Origin of the sequence: Paraburkholderia phenazinium (assembly GCF_900141745.1) — a bacterium.
GTDB lineage: Bacteria > Pseudomonadota > Gammaproteobacteria > Burkholderiales > Burkholderiaceae > Paraburkholderia > Paraburkholderia phenazinium_B.
The window spans coordinates 1,776,622-1,790,738 of record NZ_FSRM01000002.1 but is presented as its reverse complement, the minus strand read 5'-3'; the positions used below and the strand labels follow the sequence as shown (position 1 = coordinate 1,790,738).

At 60.2% G+C, this 14,117-nt stretch carries 13 protein-coding genes and 2 pseudogenes; 7 read left to right on the top strand and 8 right to left on the bottom strand.

Going from position 1 to position 14,117, the window contains the following annotated elements; genetic code table 11:
* Positions 1-100: 100 nt before the first annotated feature.
* From istB to BUS06_RS27900, 5 genes and pseudogenes are all read right to left on the bottom strand, one after another.
* Positions 101-898, bottom strand: coding sequence for an IS21-like element helper ATPase IstB (gene istB, locus BUS06_RS27915; RefSeq protein ID WP_074267609.1), 798 nt, complete (start codon positions 896-898; stop codon positions 101-103).
* A pseudogene (locus BUS06_RS27910) lies at positions 895-1,323 on the bottom strand (IS21 family transposase); the annotation flags it as partial. The gene istB and the pseudogene BUS06_RS27910, both read right to left, overlap by 4 nt.
* A gap of 52 nt (positions 1,324-1,375) precedes the next feature.
* Positions 1,376-1,741 (bottom strand): type IV toxin-antitoxin system AbiEi family antitoxin domain-containing protein, encoded by a 366-nt coding sequence (locus BUS06_RS37955; RefSeq protein WP_302050890.1) that lies wholly within the window; start codon positions 1,739-1,741, stop codon positions 1,376-1,378.
* 32 nt (positions 1,742-1,773) lie between these two features.
* Positions 1,774-2,007: pseudogene (locus tag BUS06_RS38720) on the bottom strand (AbiEi antitoxin N-terminal domain-containing protein); the annotation flags it as partial.
* Positions 2,008-2,051: 44 nt separating this feature from the next.
* On the bottom strand, positions 2,052-2,519 hold the full coding sequence (locus tag BUS06_RS27900) for a hypothetical protein (RefSeq protein WP_074267608.1): 468 nt from the start codon (positions 2,517-2,519) through the stop codon (positions 2,052-2,054).
* A 151-nt stretch (positions 2,520-2,670) separates the two neighbouring features.
* Here BUS06_RS27900 and BUS06_RS27895 point away from each other — a divergent pair, with 151 nt between their 5' ends.
* Entirely contained in the window at positions 2,671-3,048 is a 378-nt protein-coding gene (locus BUS06_RS27895) for a helix-turn-helix domain-containing protein (protein WP_167379440.1), read from the top strand.
* A 137-nt stretch (positions 3,049-3,185) separates the two neighbouring features.
* On the opposite strand, the gene BUS06_RS27890 is transcribed toward BUS06_RS27895, so the two are convergent.
* Positions 3,186-4,199, bottom strand: a complete 1,014-nt coding sequence (locus tag BUS06_RS27890; RefSeq protein ID WP_074267606.1) for a LacI family DNA-binding transcriptional regulator — start codon at positions 4,197-4,199, stop codon at positions 3,186-3,188.
* Between the two features lie 327 nt (positions 4,200-4,526).
* Here BUS06_RS27890 and BUS06_RS27885 point away from each other — a divergent pair, with 327 nt between their 5' ends.
* A complete protein-coding gene (locus BUS06_RS27885; protein ID WP_074267605.1) occupies positions 4,527-6,068 on the top strand; it encodes an MFS transporter in 1,542 nt (513 codons plus the stop codon).
* 32 nt (positions 6,069-6,100) lie between these two features.
* Here the strand turns inward: BUS06_RS27885 and BUS06_RS27880 are convergent, their stop codons facing one another.
* Positions 6,101-7,015: a LysR family transcriptional regulator gene (locus BUS06_RS27880; RefSeq protein WP_074267604.1), complete on the bottom strand. Its 915-nt coding sequence runs from the start codon at positions 7,013-7,015 to the stop codon at positions 6,101-6,103.
* 109 nt (positions 7,016-7,124) lie between these two features.
* Here BUS06_RS27880 and BUS06_RS27875 point away from each other — a divergent pair, with 109 nt between their 5' ends.
* The 5 genes from BUS06_RS27875 (at position 7,125) to BUS06_RS27855 (ending at position 13,027) form a co-directional block, all read left to right on the top strand.
* Positions 7,125-8,144, top strand: coding sequence for an aldo/keto reductase (locus BUS06_RS27875; protein WP_074267603.1), 1,020 nt, complete (start codon positions 7,125-7,127; stop codon positions 8,142-8,144).
* A 40-nt stretch (positions 8,145-8,184) separates the two neighbouring features.
* Positions 8,185-8,820, top strand: coding sequence for an SRPBCC family protein (locus BUS06_RS27870; RefSeq protein WP_074267602.1), 636 nt, complete (start codon positions 8,185-8,187; stop codon positions 8,818-8,820).
* A 153-nt stretch (positions 8,821-8,973) separates the two neighbouring features.
* Positions 8,974-10,269 carry a c-type cytochrome gene (locus BUS06_RS27865; protein ID WP_429288136.1) on the top strand — a complete coding sequence of 432 codons (1,296 nt, stop codon included), beginning with the start codon at positions 8,974-8,976 and terminating at the stop codon, positions 10,267-10,269.
* Positions 10,266-10,754 (top strand): (2Fe-2S)-binding protein, encoded by a 489-nt coding sequence (locus tag BUS06_RS27860; RefSeq protein WP_074267600.1) that lies wholly within the window; start codon positions 10,266-10,268, stop codon positions 10,752-10,754. The genes BUS06_RS27865 and BUS06_RS27860 overlap by 4 nt, the downstream gene beginning before the upstream one ends.
* Positions 10,751-13,027, top strand: coding sequence for a xanthine dehydrogenase family protein molybdopterin-binding subunit (locus BUS06_RS27855; protein ID WP_074267599.1), 2,277 nt, complete (start codon positions 10,751-10,753; stop codon positions 13,025-13,027). The genes BUS06_RS27860 and BUS06_RS27855 overlap by 4 nt, the downstream gene beginning before the upstream one ends.
* Before the next feature lie 68 nt (positions 13,028-13,095).
* Here BUS06_RS27855 and BUS06_RS27850 read toward each other — a convergent pair whose 3' ends face one another.
* Complete coding sequence (locus BUS06_RS27850) at positions 13,096-14,112, bottom strand: fumarylacetoacetate hydrolase family protein (protein WP_254368981.1); 1,017 nt, start codon at positions 14,110-14,112, stop codon at positions 13,096-13,098.
* Positions 14,113-14,117 lie beyond the last annotated feature (5 nt).

Genomic DNA, 14,117 nt, shown 5'->3' with positions numbered 1-14,117 from the left:
TACGTCAGGCGGCGGCTGCCGATTAGACAGCGTCAAGCAGCACGGCCGGTCAGCGACAACTATTTTGGCCGGTCAACGGGTGTAGTTGTCGCTGGCTAATTCATAGTTGTCGCGCCTCCATCGTAATTGTCGCCGGCGCGCTCTGTTTGTCGCTGGCCTTTCGACGGCGATAGCTTTCCACATACAGTTCAAAGATCGTCGAGTGATGGACAAGCCCGTCGATGGCTGCGACCGTCATGCCGGGGTCGGGGAACACGTCATTCCAGCCAGAGAACGGCTGATTGGCCGTTATTAAAAGACTTTTTCGCTCATACCTCTCGGCGATCAGCTCGAACAGTACGCTGGTTTCGGCCTGGTCCTTGCGCGCATACGACAGGTCATCCAAGATGATGAGATCGAAGCGATCGAGCTTCGCGAGCGCGGATGGCAGCTGCAGGCGCTGGCGTGCAGCCTGCAGCTTCTGGACGAGTTCGCTGGTGCGCGTGAACAGCACCCGGTAGCCAGCGTCGATCAGCGCGTGCCCGATGGCCGATCCCAGATGACTCTTACCGGCACGAAGCGGCCCGAACAGGAGAATCGTGGCGCCTTTCTCCAGCCAGGATTCCCCGGTTGCCAGCGCAGTGACATGCGCCTTCGAGACCATCGGCACCATGCCGAAATCGAAGGTAGCAAGTGTCTTGGTCGGGTCCAGATGCGACTCGGTTCGGTGGCGCTCGATGCGTCGTTTGGCGCGTTCGGCCAGTTCGTGCTCGAGCAATGCGCCGAGCAGCCGTGAAGCCTGCCAGCCTTCCTTGTCAGAGCGTTCCGCGAACTCGGGCCACAACCTGCCGATGGTGGGCAGGCGCAGCTCGTTGAGCATCAGGGCCAGACGACCGTTCTCATAGGCGGGTGCGTTCATGCGGCCGCCTTGTCGAGGAGTTCGTCATAGACTGCGATGAGAGGCATCTCGACCACCACCTCGGGACACAGCGCCTCGCGCGGAGCGAATTCGTCGCGCAACTGTTTCAGGTCGGGCAGTTCGCCGACTACGAGTAACGCATCAAGCCGCTGCGCCAGCAACGCTTCAACGCCGTGGTGTCCTGCAAGTTCGAGCAACCCCACCATGGTCTTGCATGCCTGACGTTGCATCGGTTGCGCCTCCAGCCGCTCCCAGGTCCGGCGGTGGGCATCGCGCGGAAACAGCGCGTCGCGAAACGCAAGTCCCCTGAACGCCTGAGGCTTGCGCTTGAGAGAATCGATGAAGTGACGGTAATCCAGCGCGTGGCGGTTGTCGGCGGCACGGGAGCCTCGCGGCGTACTGTGCGCCAGCGCGCCCGACAGATACCGGATTCGACCAGAAGCAGCTAATGGCCCATCGTTTTCACGGTGAAAAGGTTCAGCATACTAGCTGCTTCGCCCACTCGAAATCTTCATCTTCCCCGATAGACTTGAGCGTCCAGACAACATCGCGCTGCGGGCAGTGATCAACCAGTTTTTGCAGCACGTCGAGGCGGATGTTTCGCAGCATGCCCACGAGATTGACGTTATCCTCGTGCAGCCTTTCGTCATGCACAGAACCGGCCAGATATTCCAGGATGGCACGTTCTGTGGCCGCCACCGGCATCCTTGCACTACGCGCGGGCAACGCCGAAATCGCGAACGTCGTCGGCAAGGCATCGTCAAACAGGCGGTCGTGCTCGTACGTGAGCAACAGCAACTCTTTCGCCCACGAAGGAAATTCGAAGGGCACGGCGCCCCACAGATTGATCCGGGGCGTGCGTACAGGTAATAGCGTATGCCTCGCATGTCCAATGCGGCCTTGCCGCTCACATGAAGCCCGGGAACGCGTCGGGCAAAAAAGGCAACGGTGCCGTCGAGAGCCGGCAAATCACCTCGGAGTAGGTAAGCGTCGTCAGAAAGTCGCCGCAGCCAACCGCCTGTTACGAGATCTGACGCTTCGACCGACGTCACGCCGTATTCGGCGAGGAAGCCTAGATCGAGCGGCTCTCCGCGTGGCGCGAAATCCATCAGAAGCTGGACCAACCGGGTGATGTCCTCCATGTCCGATTCGACTACGTCGCGTCTACAACCGGGTCATTGCAATCCTGTGCATCCAGGTTGAGTGCAAGCTGCAATGGGGCGTCGTTGGGAAGGCGATGCCGCAGCCGGGAGCAGGGATGCAGATCACCCTCTTCCGTTCTGTACCAGTAGTCGTACGCCGGCGCAATGATTTGCTGCTGGGTCAACAAGCCTGTCACGCGTTGCATTCGCGCAGATGGCCGATCCTCGGCGGGTGCATCCATGACGTACACAGAGAAGCTCCCTGACGTCAGTTCACTCGCGATATCGAGAAGCGCCGCCGGGTCGACGACCAGCAACCCGTCGGGCAGTGCTCCGGTCCGGTCAGACTGGGGCGCGGGGAAAACCCAGAAACAGATCGTGTCGTCCGTCCATCCCACACACCTCCACGGTTGGAACGGCTTTGCGATGGCGCGCCGGAACGCACTCGACTCGGCCCAGTTTGCATCTGTGAACAACATATCTCTCCCTTACGGTGACACGGAAACGCAAAACACACGACAAGACAACAATTAATGTTGCCAACCAATATAAAGCGATGTTATCAGATCAGTACATTGAAGAGACCATCTCATGTTGAATGACAACATGAAATGGTGACTTTTGACTGCCGTGAACGAGCAGAAGACCGCAAAGCATTTGGGGCGCGCGCTAGCAGCGGCCCGAGCCGATGCACAGCTAACGCAGGAGCAGGTGGCCGAACATCTTGGCGTTTTTGTCGAGACCGTAAGCCGCTTTGAGCGCGGCGCGCATTGGCCGACCATCCCGCGTCTGCTGGAGCTAGCGGATCTCTATAAAATTCCGGTCGTGACATTGCTCAGGCGCGCGTCCGACCGGCCAACAGATGTCAGCCTGGAGATCGCCGAGCAACTCGAGCGGCTCAGTAGTGACGATCGCGCATGGGTGGGCACGCTGGTCAAGGATCTGTGCAACCGGTTGCCAGCCGCATATGAACACAAAGCGAGCGGCCAAGGCCGTGCGCGTCAGTAACGCGACTTTAGCGGTTCACTCCGCAGCGCGCGACCGAGGGAGTTTTTCAGCGTCCCGACAGGATCCGCGCAACCTGCATACTCCGCGCCTTCCAGACACGAAGCTCGCTGAGGTATGTCGTTCGAAAGCAGGCCAATCTATACCGCCGGCGCTGCAGCGGTACTTTCCCGCACAATGAGTTCCGCTTCGAACTCGTCTTGCCTGACGGGCTGATTACCCACGTTGTTGACCTGCGCCAACAGGTTTTCAGCACTTAGGTGTCCGATCTTAACGGCATCGGAATGGATGGTGGTGAGCGATGGAGAACCGAGTCTGGCTAGATCCCAGTCGCCAAAACCCGTTACCGACACCTGACCCGGAACGGAAACGCCGAGCGCTCTGCACTCGGCAAGCGCCCAGGCCGCTACGAAATCGTTGTTGCAGATAAGCGCAGTCGGAGGATTTGCCCTGGAAAGAAATTGACGCGCTGCGGAGCGAACGGACTCGGGGTCATACGGCGTAGCGATCACAGCTTCAGGCCGCAAGGCTATTCCATGACGCCCCAACTCCTCGCGTATGCCCGAGAGTCTCGCGGCCGACAACTGATGGACATCGGACGGACCTGTGAGCACGCCAATACGGACATGCCCAAGGTTGACGAGATGCTCAGTGACGCGCCCCATGGCACGTTGGTTGTCATAGCCGACGGTCGGATGAACGCGCTCCGGGTCAGTCGCCCACATCAATACATAAGGAAGTTCCTGCCTGCGTATCAGGGTTAGCACGTCGGGATGATGGCTGGAACCGACTAGCGCGAGGCCATCGACTCCGCGTTCGATAAGCGTCCGAACGATACGCAACTCCAGATCTCGATCATCACGATGGCAGGTTAGCAGCCCCGTGTAATCCAACTGAAGAAATTCGCTTTCCAGGGTATCAACGGCTCGCGCGTACAACTCGTTCATCAATGTCGGCGCAACGATACCGATGGTTCGCGAGCGACCCGACCGGAGTACGCGGGCTGGCGCGTACGGGACGTAATCAAGCGACGCAATTGCCTCTCTGACCTTTTTCAGCGTCTTCGGGTGCAGGCGCTCCGGCGCTGCAAGCGCGCGCGAAACGGTGGACGACGACACCCCGGCAAGCGCGGCGACTTGTTTCAGATTCACCATGTACACCCCGATACCGGCATGTTCATACCCATAAGATCGTGCGGCGTTGAGTGTATCAAAACAGCAATTCTCTTCATGCCCGTCTCCAATGGAGGCGCCAAAAGCATCGCAGCATCCCGGCCCGTTGAATTCCCGGCAACTCGCCCCACGAAACCACAAATGATAACGATTGCAAAACATCATAATATTGATTTAAATAGAAAAAATATGATATAAGTCTGAACGTTGCAATCGTTGTCATCAAATTCATCAAGGCTAGGGAAAGGATGGGAGCGCGCAGCTGCGGACAACTTCCCATGCAGACGGCCCCAGTAGGAGAGATAGTCCATGAAGGCATCAAAACAACTCCTGATCATGCTGTGCGTGTCCATACCGTCGTTCATGATCAACCTTGACGGAAACATCATCGCCGTATCGTTGAGTTCGATTGCCCGTTCGTTACATGCCGATTTCGCCGCAGTCGAATGGGTTATCAGCGCTTATACCTTGACCTTTGCGGCCATGCTCATGCCGGCCGGAACGCTTGCCGACCGCTTTGGTCGCAAACGCATGCTGATCGTCGGCCTGGTCCTGTTTACGGGCGCCTCGGCGATGTGCGGCGCGGCACACTCTGATACGGCGCTCAACTGGGCACGAGCACTACAGGGAGTCGGTGCGGCCTTGCAGCTGAGTGCGGCGATGGCAACCCTCTCCCACTCATTTCGTGGACTCGCACGGGCCCGTGCGTTTTCGTTCTGGGGCTCGGTCATCGGCGTTGCGATCATGCTCGGGCCAGTCGCCGGCGGCCTGATCACCCAATATCTCGGCTGGCGCTGGATTTTCTTCGTCAATTTACCGGTGGGCGTGTCAATGATCGCGTTGACGCTGTACGCGGTCGAGGATTCGAAAGATCCGCAAGCGAAGCGACTCGACATTGCTGGTGTGACGACCTTCGGCGGCTCTCTGATATTGCTGACGCTTGCCCTTATCTCGGGTAACCGTGCCGGATGGTCCAATCATCTGATTCTGGCGGAGTTCATCGGGGCAGCGGTCCTCTTTGCCGGGTTCCTGACTGCCGAGACACGACAAGTCCGGCCAATGGTCGATCTGCGCTTTTTTTACCAGCCAACGTATGTCGGCGCCAATATCGCCGGACTAGCCTACGGGATGGCTTTTCTGACCATGCTGACCTATTTGCCGATGTACTTCCAGAATGGCATGGGCCGCACGCCGCTCGACGCAGGGCTTCTCATGTTGCCAATGGCCTTGCCGCTATTCGTGATCCCACGCGTCGTCGCCTGGTGGCTGGCGCCGCGTTGTTCCGGTCGCCTGCTTCTCAGCACAGGCTTGGCACTGGTCGGGCTGGGATTGATATGGACGTCCACCGAAATGCGCAGTTTCGCCTATACACCCATCCTCGTCAGCATGCTCGTCGCCTCTTGCGGTGCCGGAATTCTCAATGGGGAAACCGCCCGGGTCGGCATGACTGTCATTCCCTCAGACCGTGCGGGGATGGCCTCCGGGGTTTCGGGTACCGTCAAGTTCAGCGGAATCGTGATCGGCTTTGCGACGCTGGGGGCGATCCTGGTTTCCCGCGTCCAGGCGTCGCTCGCAGACGCTTTGCCTGGGTACCCGGCGGCGGTGCGCAAAGAGCTCACGCGAATGATCACGGGTGGTAATTTGCATGCCGCGCAGGTGCTGGCTGGCCAGCGCGGTGGTTCGTCATTTGCGCAGTGGAGCTTTGGAAGTGGGTATGAGGCCGTGTTCTTTACGGCCGGCGCCATTGCACTGATAGCCGCCGCCCTGAGCTGGATGCTGGTCGACGCAGGTGAGACGGCACCGCTGGGAGCGGAAAGCATCCGGGATCACATCGCCGTGATGGAAGACTGAACCCATGAGATCGGCCACTCTCAACGGACCGTTCAAGCCGCGTCACGAATGACCTCCCTGATCCATGTTGTGAAGGCATCCATCGTGGCCTCGGTCCGCGTTGGCAGATGGCGGTGTCTTGGATAGAGAATCGATACTTCGGGCGCTGGCGTCTCCCATGAGGTCAGGATCCGCTCCAGCCTGCCCTCGCGTAGTGCGGGCGCAGCGAGGAACGAGAGGCTCTGGACGATACCCATGCCGGCGATCGCCAGTTGCAGCCGGGCATCGGAATCCCCAATCGAGGCGATACTGCGAGGGAACAGTTCCTGCCGTTCCCCGTTCTTGTCGAACTCCCACTCGAGCCGCGCTCCTTGCTGCGGCAGCAGAAAGTCGATCAGATGGTGTTCGGCGAGGTCTTCCGGACACTGCGGCCGCCCCCTTTTCCGTAGATACGCGGGCGAGGCGACCGTGACGCGTCGTGGACGCCCCAGGGGCCGCAGCACCAGGTCCTGATCCTCAAGTCCTCCAATCCGTACCGCGAAATCGATCCCGTCGCGTACAAAATCGCTGCGATGGTCATTCATCACCAGTTCGACGTGGATCTGCGGATGCTGCTCAAACCAATCAGGCAAGCGCGGTATGAGAATCGAACGGGCAATCGAGATGTTCGCACTGATTCGGACCCGCCCCGCGAGCGCCTCTTGAGAACCGGTCAGTGAAGCTTCGATTTCGTCCAGTTCGCCGAGCACCCGGCGACAGACCTCGTAATAGCGCGTACCAGCCTCGGTGGCGGCAACCGCACGCGTCGTGCGGGCCAAAAGCCGCACGCCCAGGATTTTCTCAAGGCGGGCCACCCGTTCCGTTGCATTCGAAGAAGACATGTCCATTGAACGGGCTGCCTTACCGAAAGAGCCCGTTTCCACAATGCGCACGAAAAGACGCATGGCAGCCAACTGATCAACGCGCATCCGATTACTCGCTTAAGCCGAAAAGAGTCTTCGCATCTTACGCTCTAGGCGACTGACCGTCGATTCCCTATTGTGTGAAGTGTTCTCAACATAAAGCGGGCTCACTGTCATGAACTACTGCACCTTCGGCCGCTCCGGCCTGCGCATTTCCCGTCTCACACTCGGCGCCATGACGTTCGGCGCAGGTGAAGGCATCTGGGCAACGATCGCCGGCCTCAATCGTGAGCAGGCAGCACGTCTTGTGGGTCTTGCCCTGGATAATGGGGTGAATCTGATCGATACTGCCGATGCCTATTCGCAGGGTCAGTCCGAGGTGGTGGTCGGCCAGGTGTTGGCCGATCTGGGCCTCGACGAAACGCGCATGCTCGTCGCCACCAAGGTCCGCCTGCGTACAGGCCCCGGCCCCAACCAGGTGGGCCTTGGGCGCTCGCATATCATCCGCACGGTCGAAACGAGCCTGAAGCGGATCGGCCGCGATCACATCGATCTGTTGCAACTGCACGATCGCGACGCACTTACACCGCTCGACGAAACCTTGCGCGCGCTCGACGATCTGGTTACACAGGGCAAGGTCCGGCACATCGGAGTATGCAATTTCAGTGCTTCCGAACTCGAGCGGGCACACGCGATCACGTCGCAGGCGCATTGGGCGCAGGTTGCCAGTAATCAGGTGCACTACTCGCTGGCCGCACGCGACATCGAGCACGAAGTCGCGCCCGTCGCACGGCAACACGACATGGCGCTGATGGTCTGGAGTCCTCTGTCAGGCGGTTATCTGAGCGGCAAATACACCGCGCAGAACGGCGAACCTGCAAAGGGTCGGCGCACCAATCTCAACTTTCCGCCAATCGTTCCGCAAAAGGTCGATCCCATCGTCGAGGAATTACGCGTGGTCGCAAATGCACTGAACACAACGCCAGCGCAGGTCGCGCTCGCCTGGTTGCTCGGGCGCGACGAAGTGGCAACCGTGATCGTCGGGGCAAGTTCCGACGAGCAACTTGGCGCCAATCTGCAAGCAGCAGAACTCGTGCTCCCGCCAGAACTCCGTGACCGGCTCGATCGCATCTCGCAACCGGACGTACCGTATCCGCACTGGATGCAGCGCTTTCATGACAAGGACCGTGTCTAATCCCACAGCAAATAGGTGAGAAAGACGAAAGGACGACCCCATGACTGAAGGCAATATGACTATTCCCCGCGCCCTCGCATTGCTGGCGATTGCAGGGAGCGCGCTTGCAGCGTTCCCCGCATTTAGCCAGGGCAGTATGCAGCCGACCGCTCAGCCGGCCACAAACGACGTCAAAACGATGCAATTCGATCTCCAACACCGTTCGCGGGAGATTCACTGGCCCGAAGGTTTCAACCCGGAAACAGCCGACCTCTTTTCCCACAATGAGACCGTCATCCATGCGTCGTGCGAACGCGTATGGGACAACATAATCGATGCCACCAAATGGCCTCAGTGGTATCCAAATTCGAAAGATGTCCACATCATCGGTGACAGCCCCGTCCTCACTCGCGACTCCGTGTTTCATTGGACAACATTCGGCCTGCAACTGGAAAGCAGGATTCACGAATTCGTTCCGTACACGCGTATCGGCTGGTACGGCTATGCACCAGGTACTCAGCCCAGCTTCTACCACACGTGGTATCTCACGCCTGAGGGGAGCTCCTGTCGTGTAGCGATGGACGAAGTAGGTAACGGTGCCGCCCCAGCCCATCTACGCGAGACCGATGAGAGCCTCATGCACCGCGGCCATGATCTCTGGCTTGCTACGCTGAAGTGGGTTTCTGAAGAACACTAGCCATCGTGACGGCATCATTGCCAGCACTGACTACGAGCACAAGCAAATCGTAGAGAAAAACAACCGCCCCAGCAATCTGTAACGTTCGCCAATACAAGGGCGAATGTGATCGTGGGTTTCAGACGATCCCACCTTCGCTTGGGAGTTCTGATGGTGAAAGCTGGAAAGCTTGGTTTGATTATGCTCGGAGTGGCGGGAGTCGCCCTTGCATGCGCAATCCGTTACGCATGGCAACCCTCGATTGAGCCGCTGTTGGCCCCTGCACCGACTGGCGCCGACACGGCGCTGGTCGCCCACGGGGAGCAAGTCGCAGAAGTGGGTGACTGCATGTACTGCCATACCGCCAACCGCGAAAAACCTTTCGCAGGCGGCATGCCACTCGATACACCGTTCGGTGTGATCTACAGCACGAATATCACGCCCGATCCGGATACCGGCATTGGCCGCTGGCCGCTCGATGCGTTCACGCGCGCGCTGCGCGAAGGCGTTTCACGCGACGGCCATCTGCTGTACCCAGCCTTTCCGTATCCGCATTTCACGAAGATGAGCGACAGCGACATCGCTGCACTCTATGCCTATCTGATGTCAGTCGCACCAGTCAGCGCACCGGCGCACCCGAACGATCTGCGCTTTCCGCTCAACTTCCGGCCACTCGTGGCTGGGTGGAATCTGCTGTACCTCAAAACGGGCGAACTTCAGCCGCCGGACAGGTCGGAATCGCCGGCATGGCTGCGGGGCCGCTATCTCGTAGAAGGAGCCGCCCACTGCGCATCGTGCCACACGCCGATGAACGCGTTGGGTGCGGAAAAAAACGGCGAAGCATTCGCGGGCAACCTGATTGACAGCTGGAACGCGCCGCCGCTCAACGCACTGACACGTGCGCCAAAACCGTGGACCCACACACAGCTCGTCGACTACCTGCGTACCGGGCTCGCCTCCGAGCACGGCGCCGCAGCTGGTCCAATGCTGCCCGTCACGCAACACCTGGGCAACGCGCCGGAGTCCGATGTAGAGGCCATCGCCACTTACCTGATGTCGTTGCAACCGCCGCCCGCACCGGCGCAACCTGCATCCTCCCGCGAGAAAGCCTCCAGGACCGACGATGCAAGTGCACAGTCCATCCGTGGCGGGACCTTGTTCGCATCGTCGTGTGCCGGCTGTCATGCGAGCGAAGCGCCGATGCGCGAAATCGGTGGCAGCCCTGCGCTCGGGCTCAGCTCCGTCCTCACCTCCGACAGCCCACGCGATGCGATCCATCTCGTCTTGCAGGGCAATCCGTGGAACGGCTCTGCGACGGCGCATTACATGCCCCCGTTTGCCGACGTTCTCGACGACGACCAGGTCGACGACCTTCTCGCCTACCTGCGTACCCAGTATGCGCAGCGCCCCGTCTGGAAAGACGTATCCCGGACGACCGCCGCAATCCGCAAGGAGATTCCACAACCATGACCAAGCTCTCAGTCAACGGTGTCGAATACAACCTCGACGTCGACCCGTCCATGCCGCTTCTCTACGCGCTGCGAAATCATCTGAAGCTCAATGGAGCGAAATACGGCTGCGGGCTCGGACAGTGCGGCGCCTGCACAGTCGTCGTCAGTAAACGCGCAGTGTTTTCGTGCCTGATGCCTATCTCAGCCGTCAAGGACCGACCGGTGCTGACGATCGAAGGACTCGGTACCGTCGAGCGGCCGTCGCCGCTTCAGCAAGCCTTCATCGACAAGCAAGCGGCGCAGTGCGGCTACTGCATCGCCGGCATGGTCATGCGCGCACAGGCGCTACTCGAACAGAAGCCCGGCGCCACAGAAGTCGAGATTCGCGAACACATGCAGCCCAACCTGTGCCGTTGCGGTACCCACATGCGTATCATCGGCGCTATCGTGGAAGCCTCGCAGACAATGCGTGAACAACACCGCGCGCAGGGAGCCGATGCATGAACGTGCGTCCCCCCTCCAATCCGGACGCCCCCACGAACCCAGGCCGCCGACGCCTCCTCGTCGCCGGCTCCCTGACGGTGAGCTTCGCGCTGTTTCCTGCTGTGGACGTCATGGCCCAGCGGGCCACGGAAGACGCCGCACCCAATGCTACCAGCGCAGCATTGACCAGCTTGCCTGGCAACCTGGCCGGGACGCCCTCGCTCGATGCATGGATACGCATCGACGAACATGGTCATATCACCGTATACACAGGCAAGGCTGAACTAGGCACGGGAATCAGCACCGGTTTCATCCAGATCGCCGCCGAGGAGCTTCAGGTTCGTCCCGGTGACATTCACCTGATCACCGCCGACACGGGCTCGACGCCGAACGAGGGCTACACCGCAGGCAGCCACTCCACCGCGGACAGCGGTACAGCCATCATGCATGCGAGCTCGCAAGTGCGTGTCCTGTTGCTGGAATCCGCCGCCGGCAAGTTGGGCGTGTCCGCCGATACGCTGCAGATCCGCGATGGGACGATCGTCGCGCCGGATAACCGCAGACTCACGTTCGGCGAGGCAGTCAGCGGTCTCAACCTGCACCGTAACGCCGTCGCGCAGTCGCAGTTGATCGCGCCGGCTCGACATCACGTCATCGGGCAGCCGATACAGCGCATCGACATTCCCGGCAAAGTCACCGGTGGAGCGAGCTACGTGCAGGACATGCGCCTGCCCGGCATGCTCCACGCAAGGGCGGTGCGCCCTCCCTCGTATGGCGCCAGGTTGATTTCCATCGACAACGCGGTGGAAATGATGCCGGGTGTCGTCAAGGTTGTCCGCGACGGCAGCTATCTTGCCGTGGTCGCCGAGGACGAATGGCAGGCGATCCAGGCAATGCGTGCGCTCGAGCGGACCGCCCGCTGGGACACCTCCGCGAAGCTGCCGACGCCAGCGACAATCTACGAGACGCTGCTCACGCTCCCGCGGCGGGAAATTCAGGTGGCCGAGCAACATGGTCCGGCGCAACCTGCCGTGCGAACGCTGCACGCCAGGTTCACGAAGCCGTATCTGTCCCACGGATCGATTGGGCCGTCGTGTGCCGTCGCGCATCTTGATCAGGGCAAGATGACCGTGTGGACGCACGCACAAGGCGTATTCCCGCTGCGCGGCGGGCTCGCGGAGATGCTCGGCATGAAACCGGAAAACATCCGCTGCATCCACGTTCCCGGCGCCGGTTGCTACGGCCACAATCCCGCCGACGATGCCGCCGCCGATGCCGCACTCATCGCACGGGCCGTTCCCGGCCGACCGATACGTGTCCAATGGATGCGCGAGCAGGAACATACATGGGATCTGTTCGGGCCAGCAATGGTGACGGACGTGCGCGCATCGCTCGACGCGACCGGCCACGTGATCGACTGGCAATATGAAATCTGGAGCAACACGCACAACTTCCGTATCGACAACGCGGGGCGATTGCTCGGCGCGCAATATCTCGCGCAGCCCTTTACGCCTGCCCCGCCCCAACCCATCCCGATGCCGGAAGGCGGCGGCGACCGCAACAGCATACCGCTCTACAACTTCCCGAATTTCAACATCCAGCACCACTTTCTGCCGGACATGCCACTGCGAGTCTCAGCCCAGCGCGGACTCGGCGCCTTCCAGAACATATTTACGATCGAGAGCTTCATGGATGAGCTGGCCAGCGCGGCGCAGGTCGATCCTGTTGAATTCCGGCTGCGACATCTCGACAACGCTCGTGGTCGTGACGTGATCGAGCTGGCAGCGCGGCAGTTTGGCTGGAACCCGAAGCACGCGCGACGCCCGGGCCACGGTGTGGGGTTCGCGTTCGCACAGTACAAGAACCTGATGAGCTATCTGGCGATCGCCGTCGAACTTCGCGTCGTGCCGGAAACCGGAGCCGTGCAGATCGAACGAGCCGTCGCGGCGCTCGACTGTGGCCAGATCGTCAATCCGGACGGCGTGCGTAACCAGGTCGAAGGTGGCATTCTGCAGTCGGCCAGCTGGGCACTGTATGAGCAGGTGCAATACGACAGCGAACGTATCCGAAGCTTCGACTGGAGCGGCTATCCGATCATGCGGTTTTCCGAAGTGCCGCTGCACGTCGAGGTGCATCTCATCGACCGGCCCGGTGCACCGTTCCTGGGTACCGGGGAGGCGTCGCAAGGACCGACGTCTGCGGCTGTCGCCAATGCAATTGCTGACGCAACCGGCAAGCGGATCCATGATATGCCCCTGGCAGCCGGCGGCCGACTACGAGAATTCACCATCTGACCGCCTGATCCTGATCAACCGTCGCGCTGCAAAAAACGCGAGATGGTTTCCCACCCCGCGTACGGCCGTTACGCCAGATCGAACTGCAAGGTGCCCAGCTTCTCTATCGTACTTTCGATCTGGTCGCCCGCCTTAAGCCAGACCTGCTGATCCTTCGGCTTGCCGAGGATAACGCCAGGCGGCGTACCCGTGAAAATAATGTCACCCGGCTCGAGCGCGAATAGCTTCGACGTATAGGCGATCATTGCCTGTGTATTGAAGATGAAACGACTCGTGTTGCTCGATTGCCGGACCTGGCCGTTGATCCGGGTTTGAAGCGAAAGGTTGTTCGGGTCGCCGACGAGATCGGCTGACACAAAATATGGCCCGATCGGCGCGAAGCCATCTAGCGTCTTGCCGACCATCCACTGGCCCCCCGTATCCATCTGCAGATCGCGCGCCGAGAAGTCATGGCCCACCGCATAGCCGGCCACGTAGTCAAGCGCGTCTGCTTCGGTCACGTTTCGTGCGGTCTTACCCATCACGATGAGCAGTTCCGTTTCATAGTCGAACTGGTAGGACACTTCGCGCGGCGGCAACTTGATCGTCGACCGGTGAGCTGCGAGCGTGTTGTTGTACTTGTTGAACAGAATGGGTACTTTGGGTAAAGCTTCGTGCGTCTCCTCCGCGTGCTCGCGATAATTCAATCCGACGCAGACGATCTTGCCGGGCGAAGTAAACAGCCTGCCGTATCGTATAGACGATTCTTCACGGTAAGCGGACGCAGCGGCCGGATTGCGAGCCGCTGCGGCGATCAGCGATGTCAATTCTGCGCCATTACCGTTACGTAGCAACGCTTCGAGCGTCACAGGGACGTTCGCGTTAAGCAATGCGTTGGCCTTAGCCACATCGAGGATGCCGTTTGGAGTTTTGACGCCGAGCGTTTCGGAACCATCGGGCTGATAAATGGACAGCAGCGTCACGCCGCGCGGCAATGCCGATGAGCGCGAAGCGCCAGCCAATGCAGCAGTATTTCCCTGCGCCAACACAGACTTTGTTGTCAGGGCCGAGGCGGCGAGAGAAAGCGCGCCTACAGTTTTGATCATTGTTC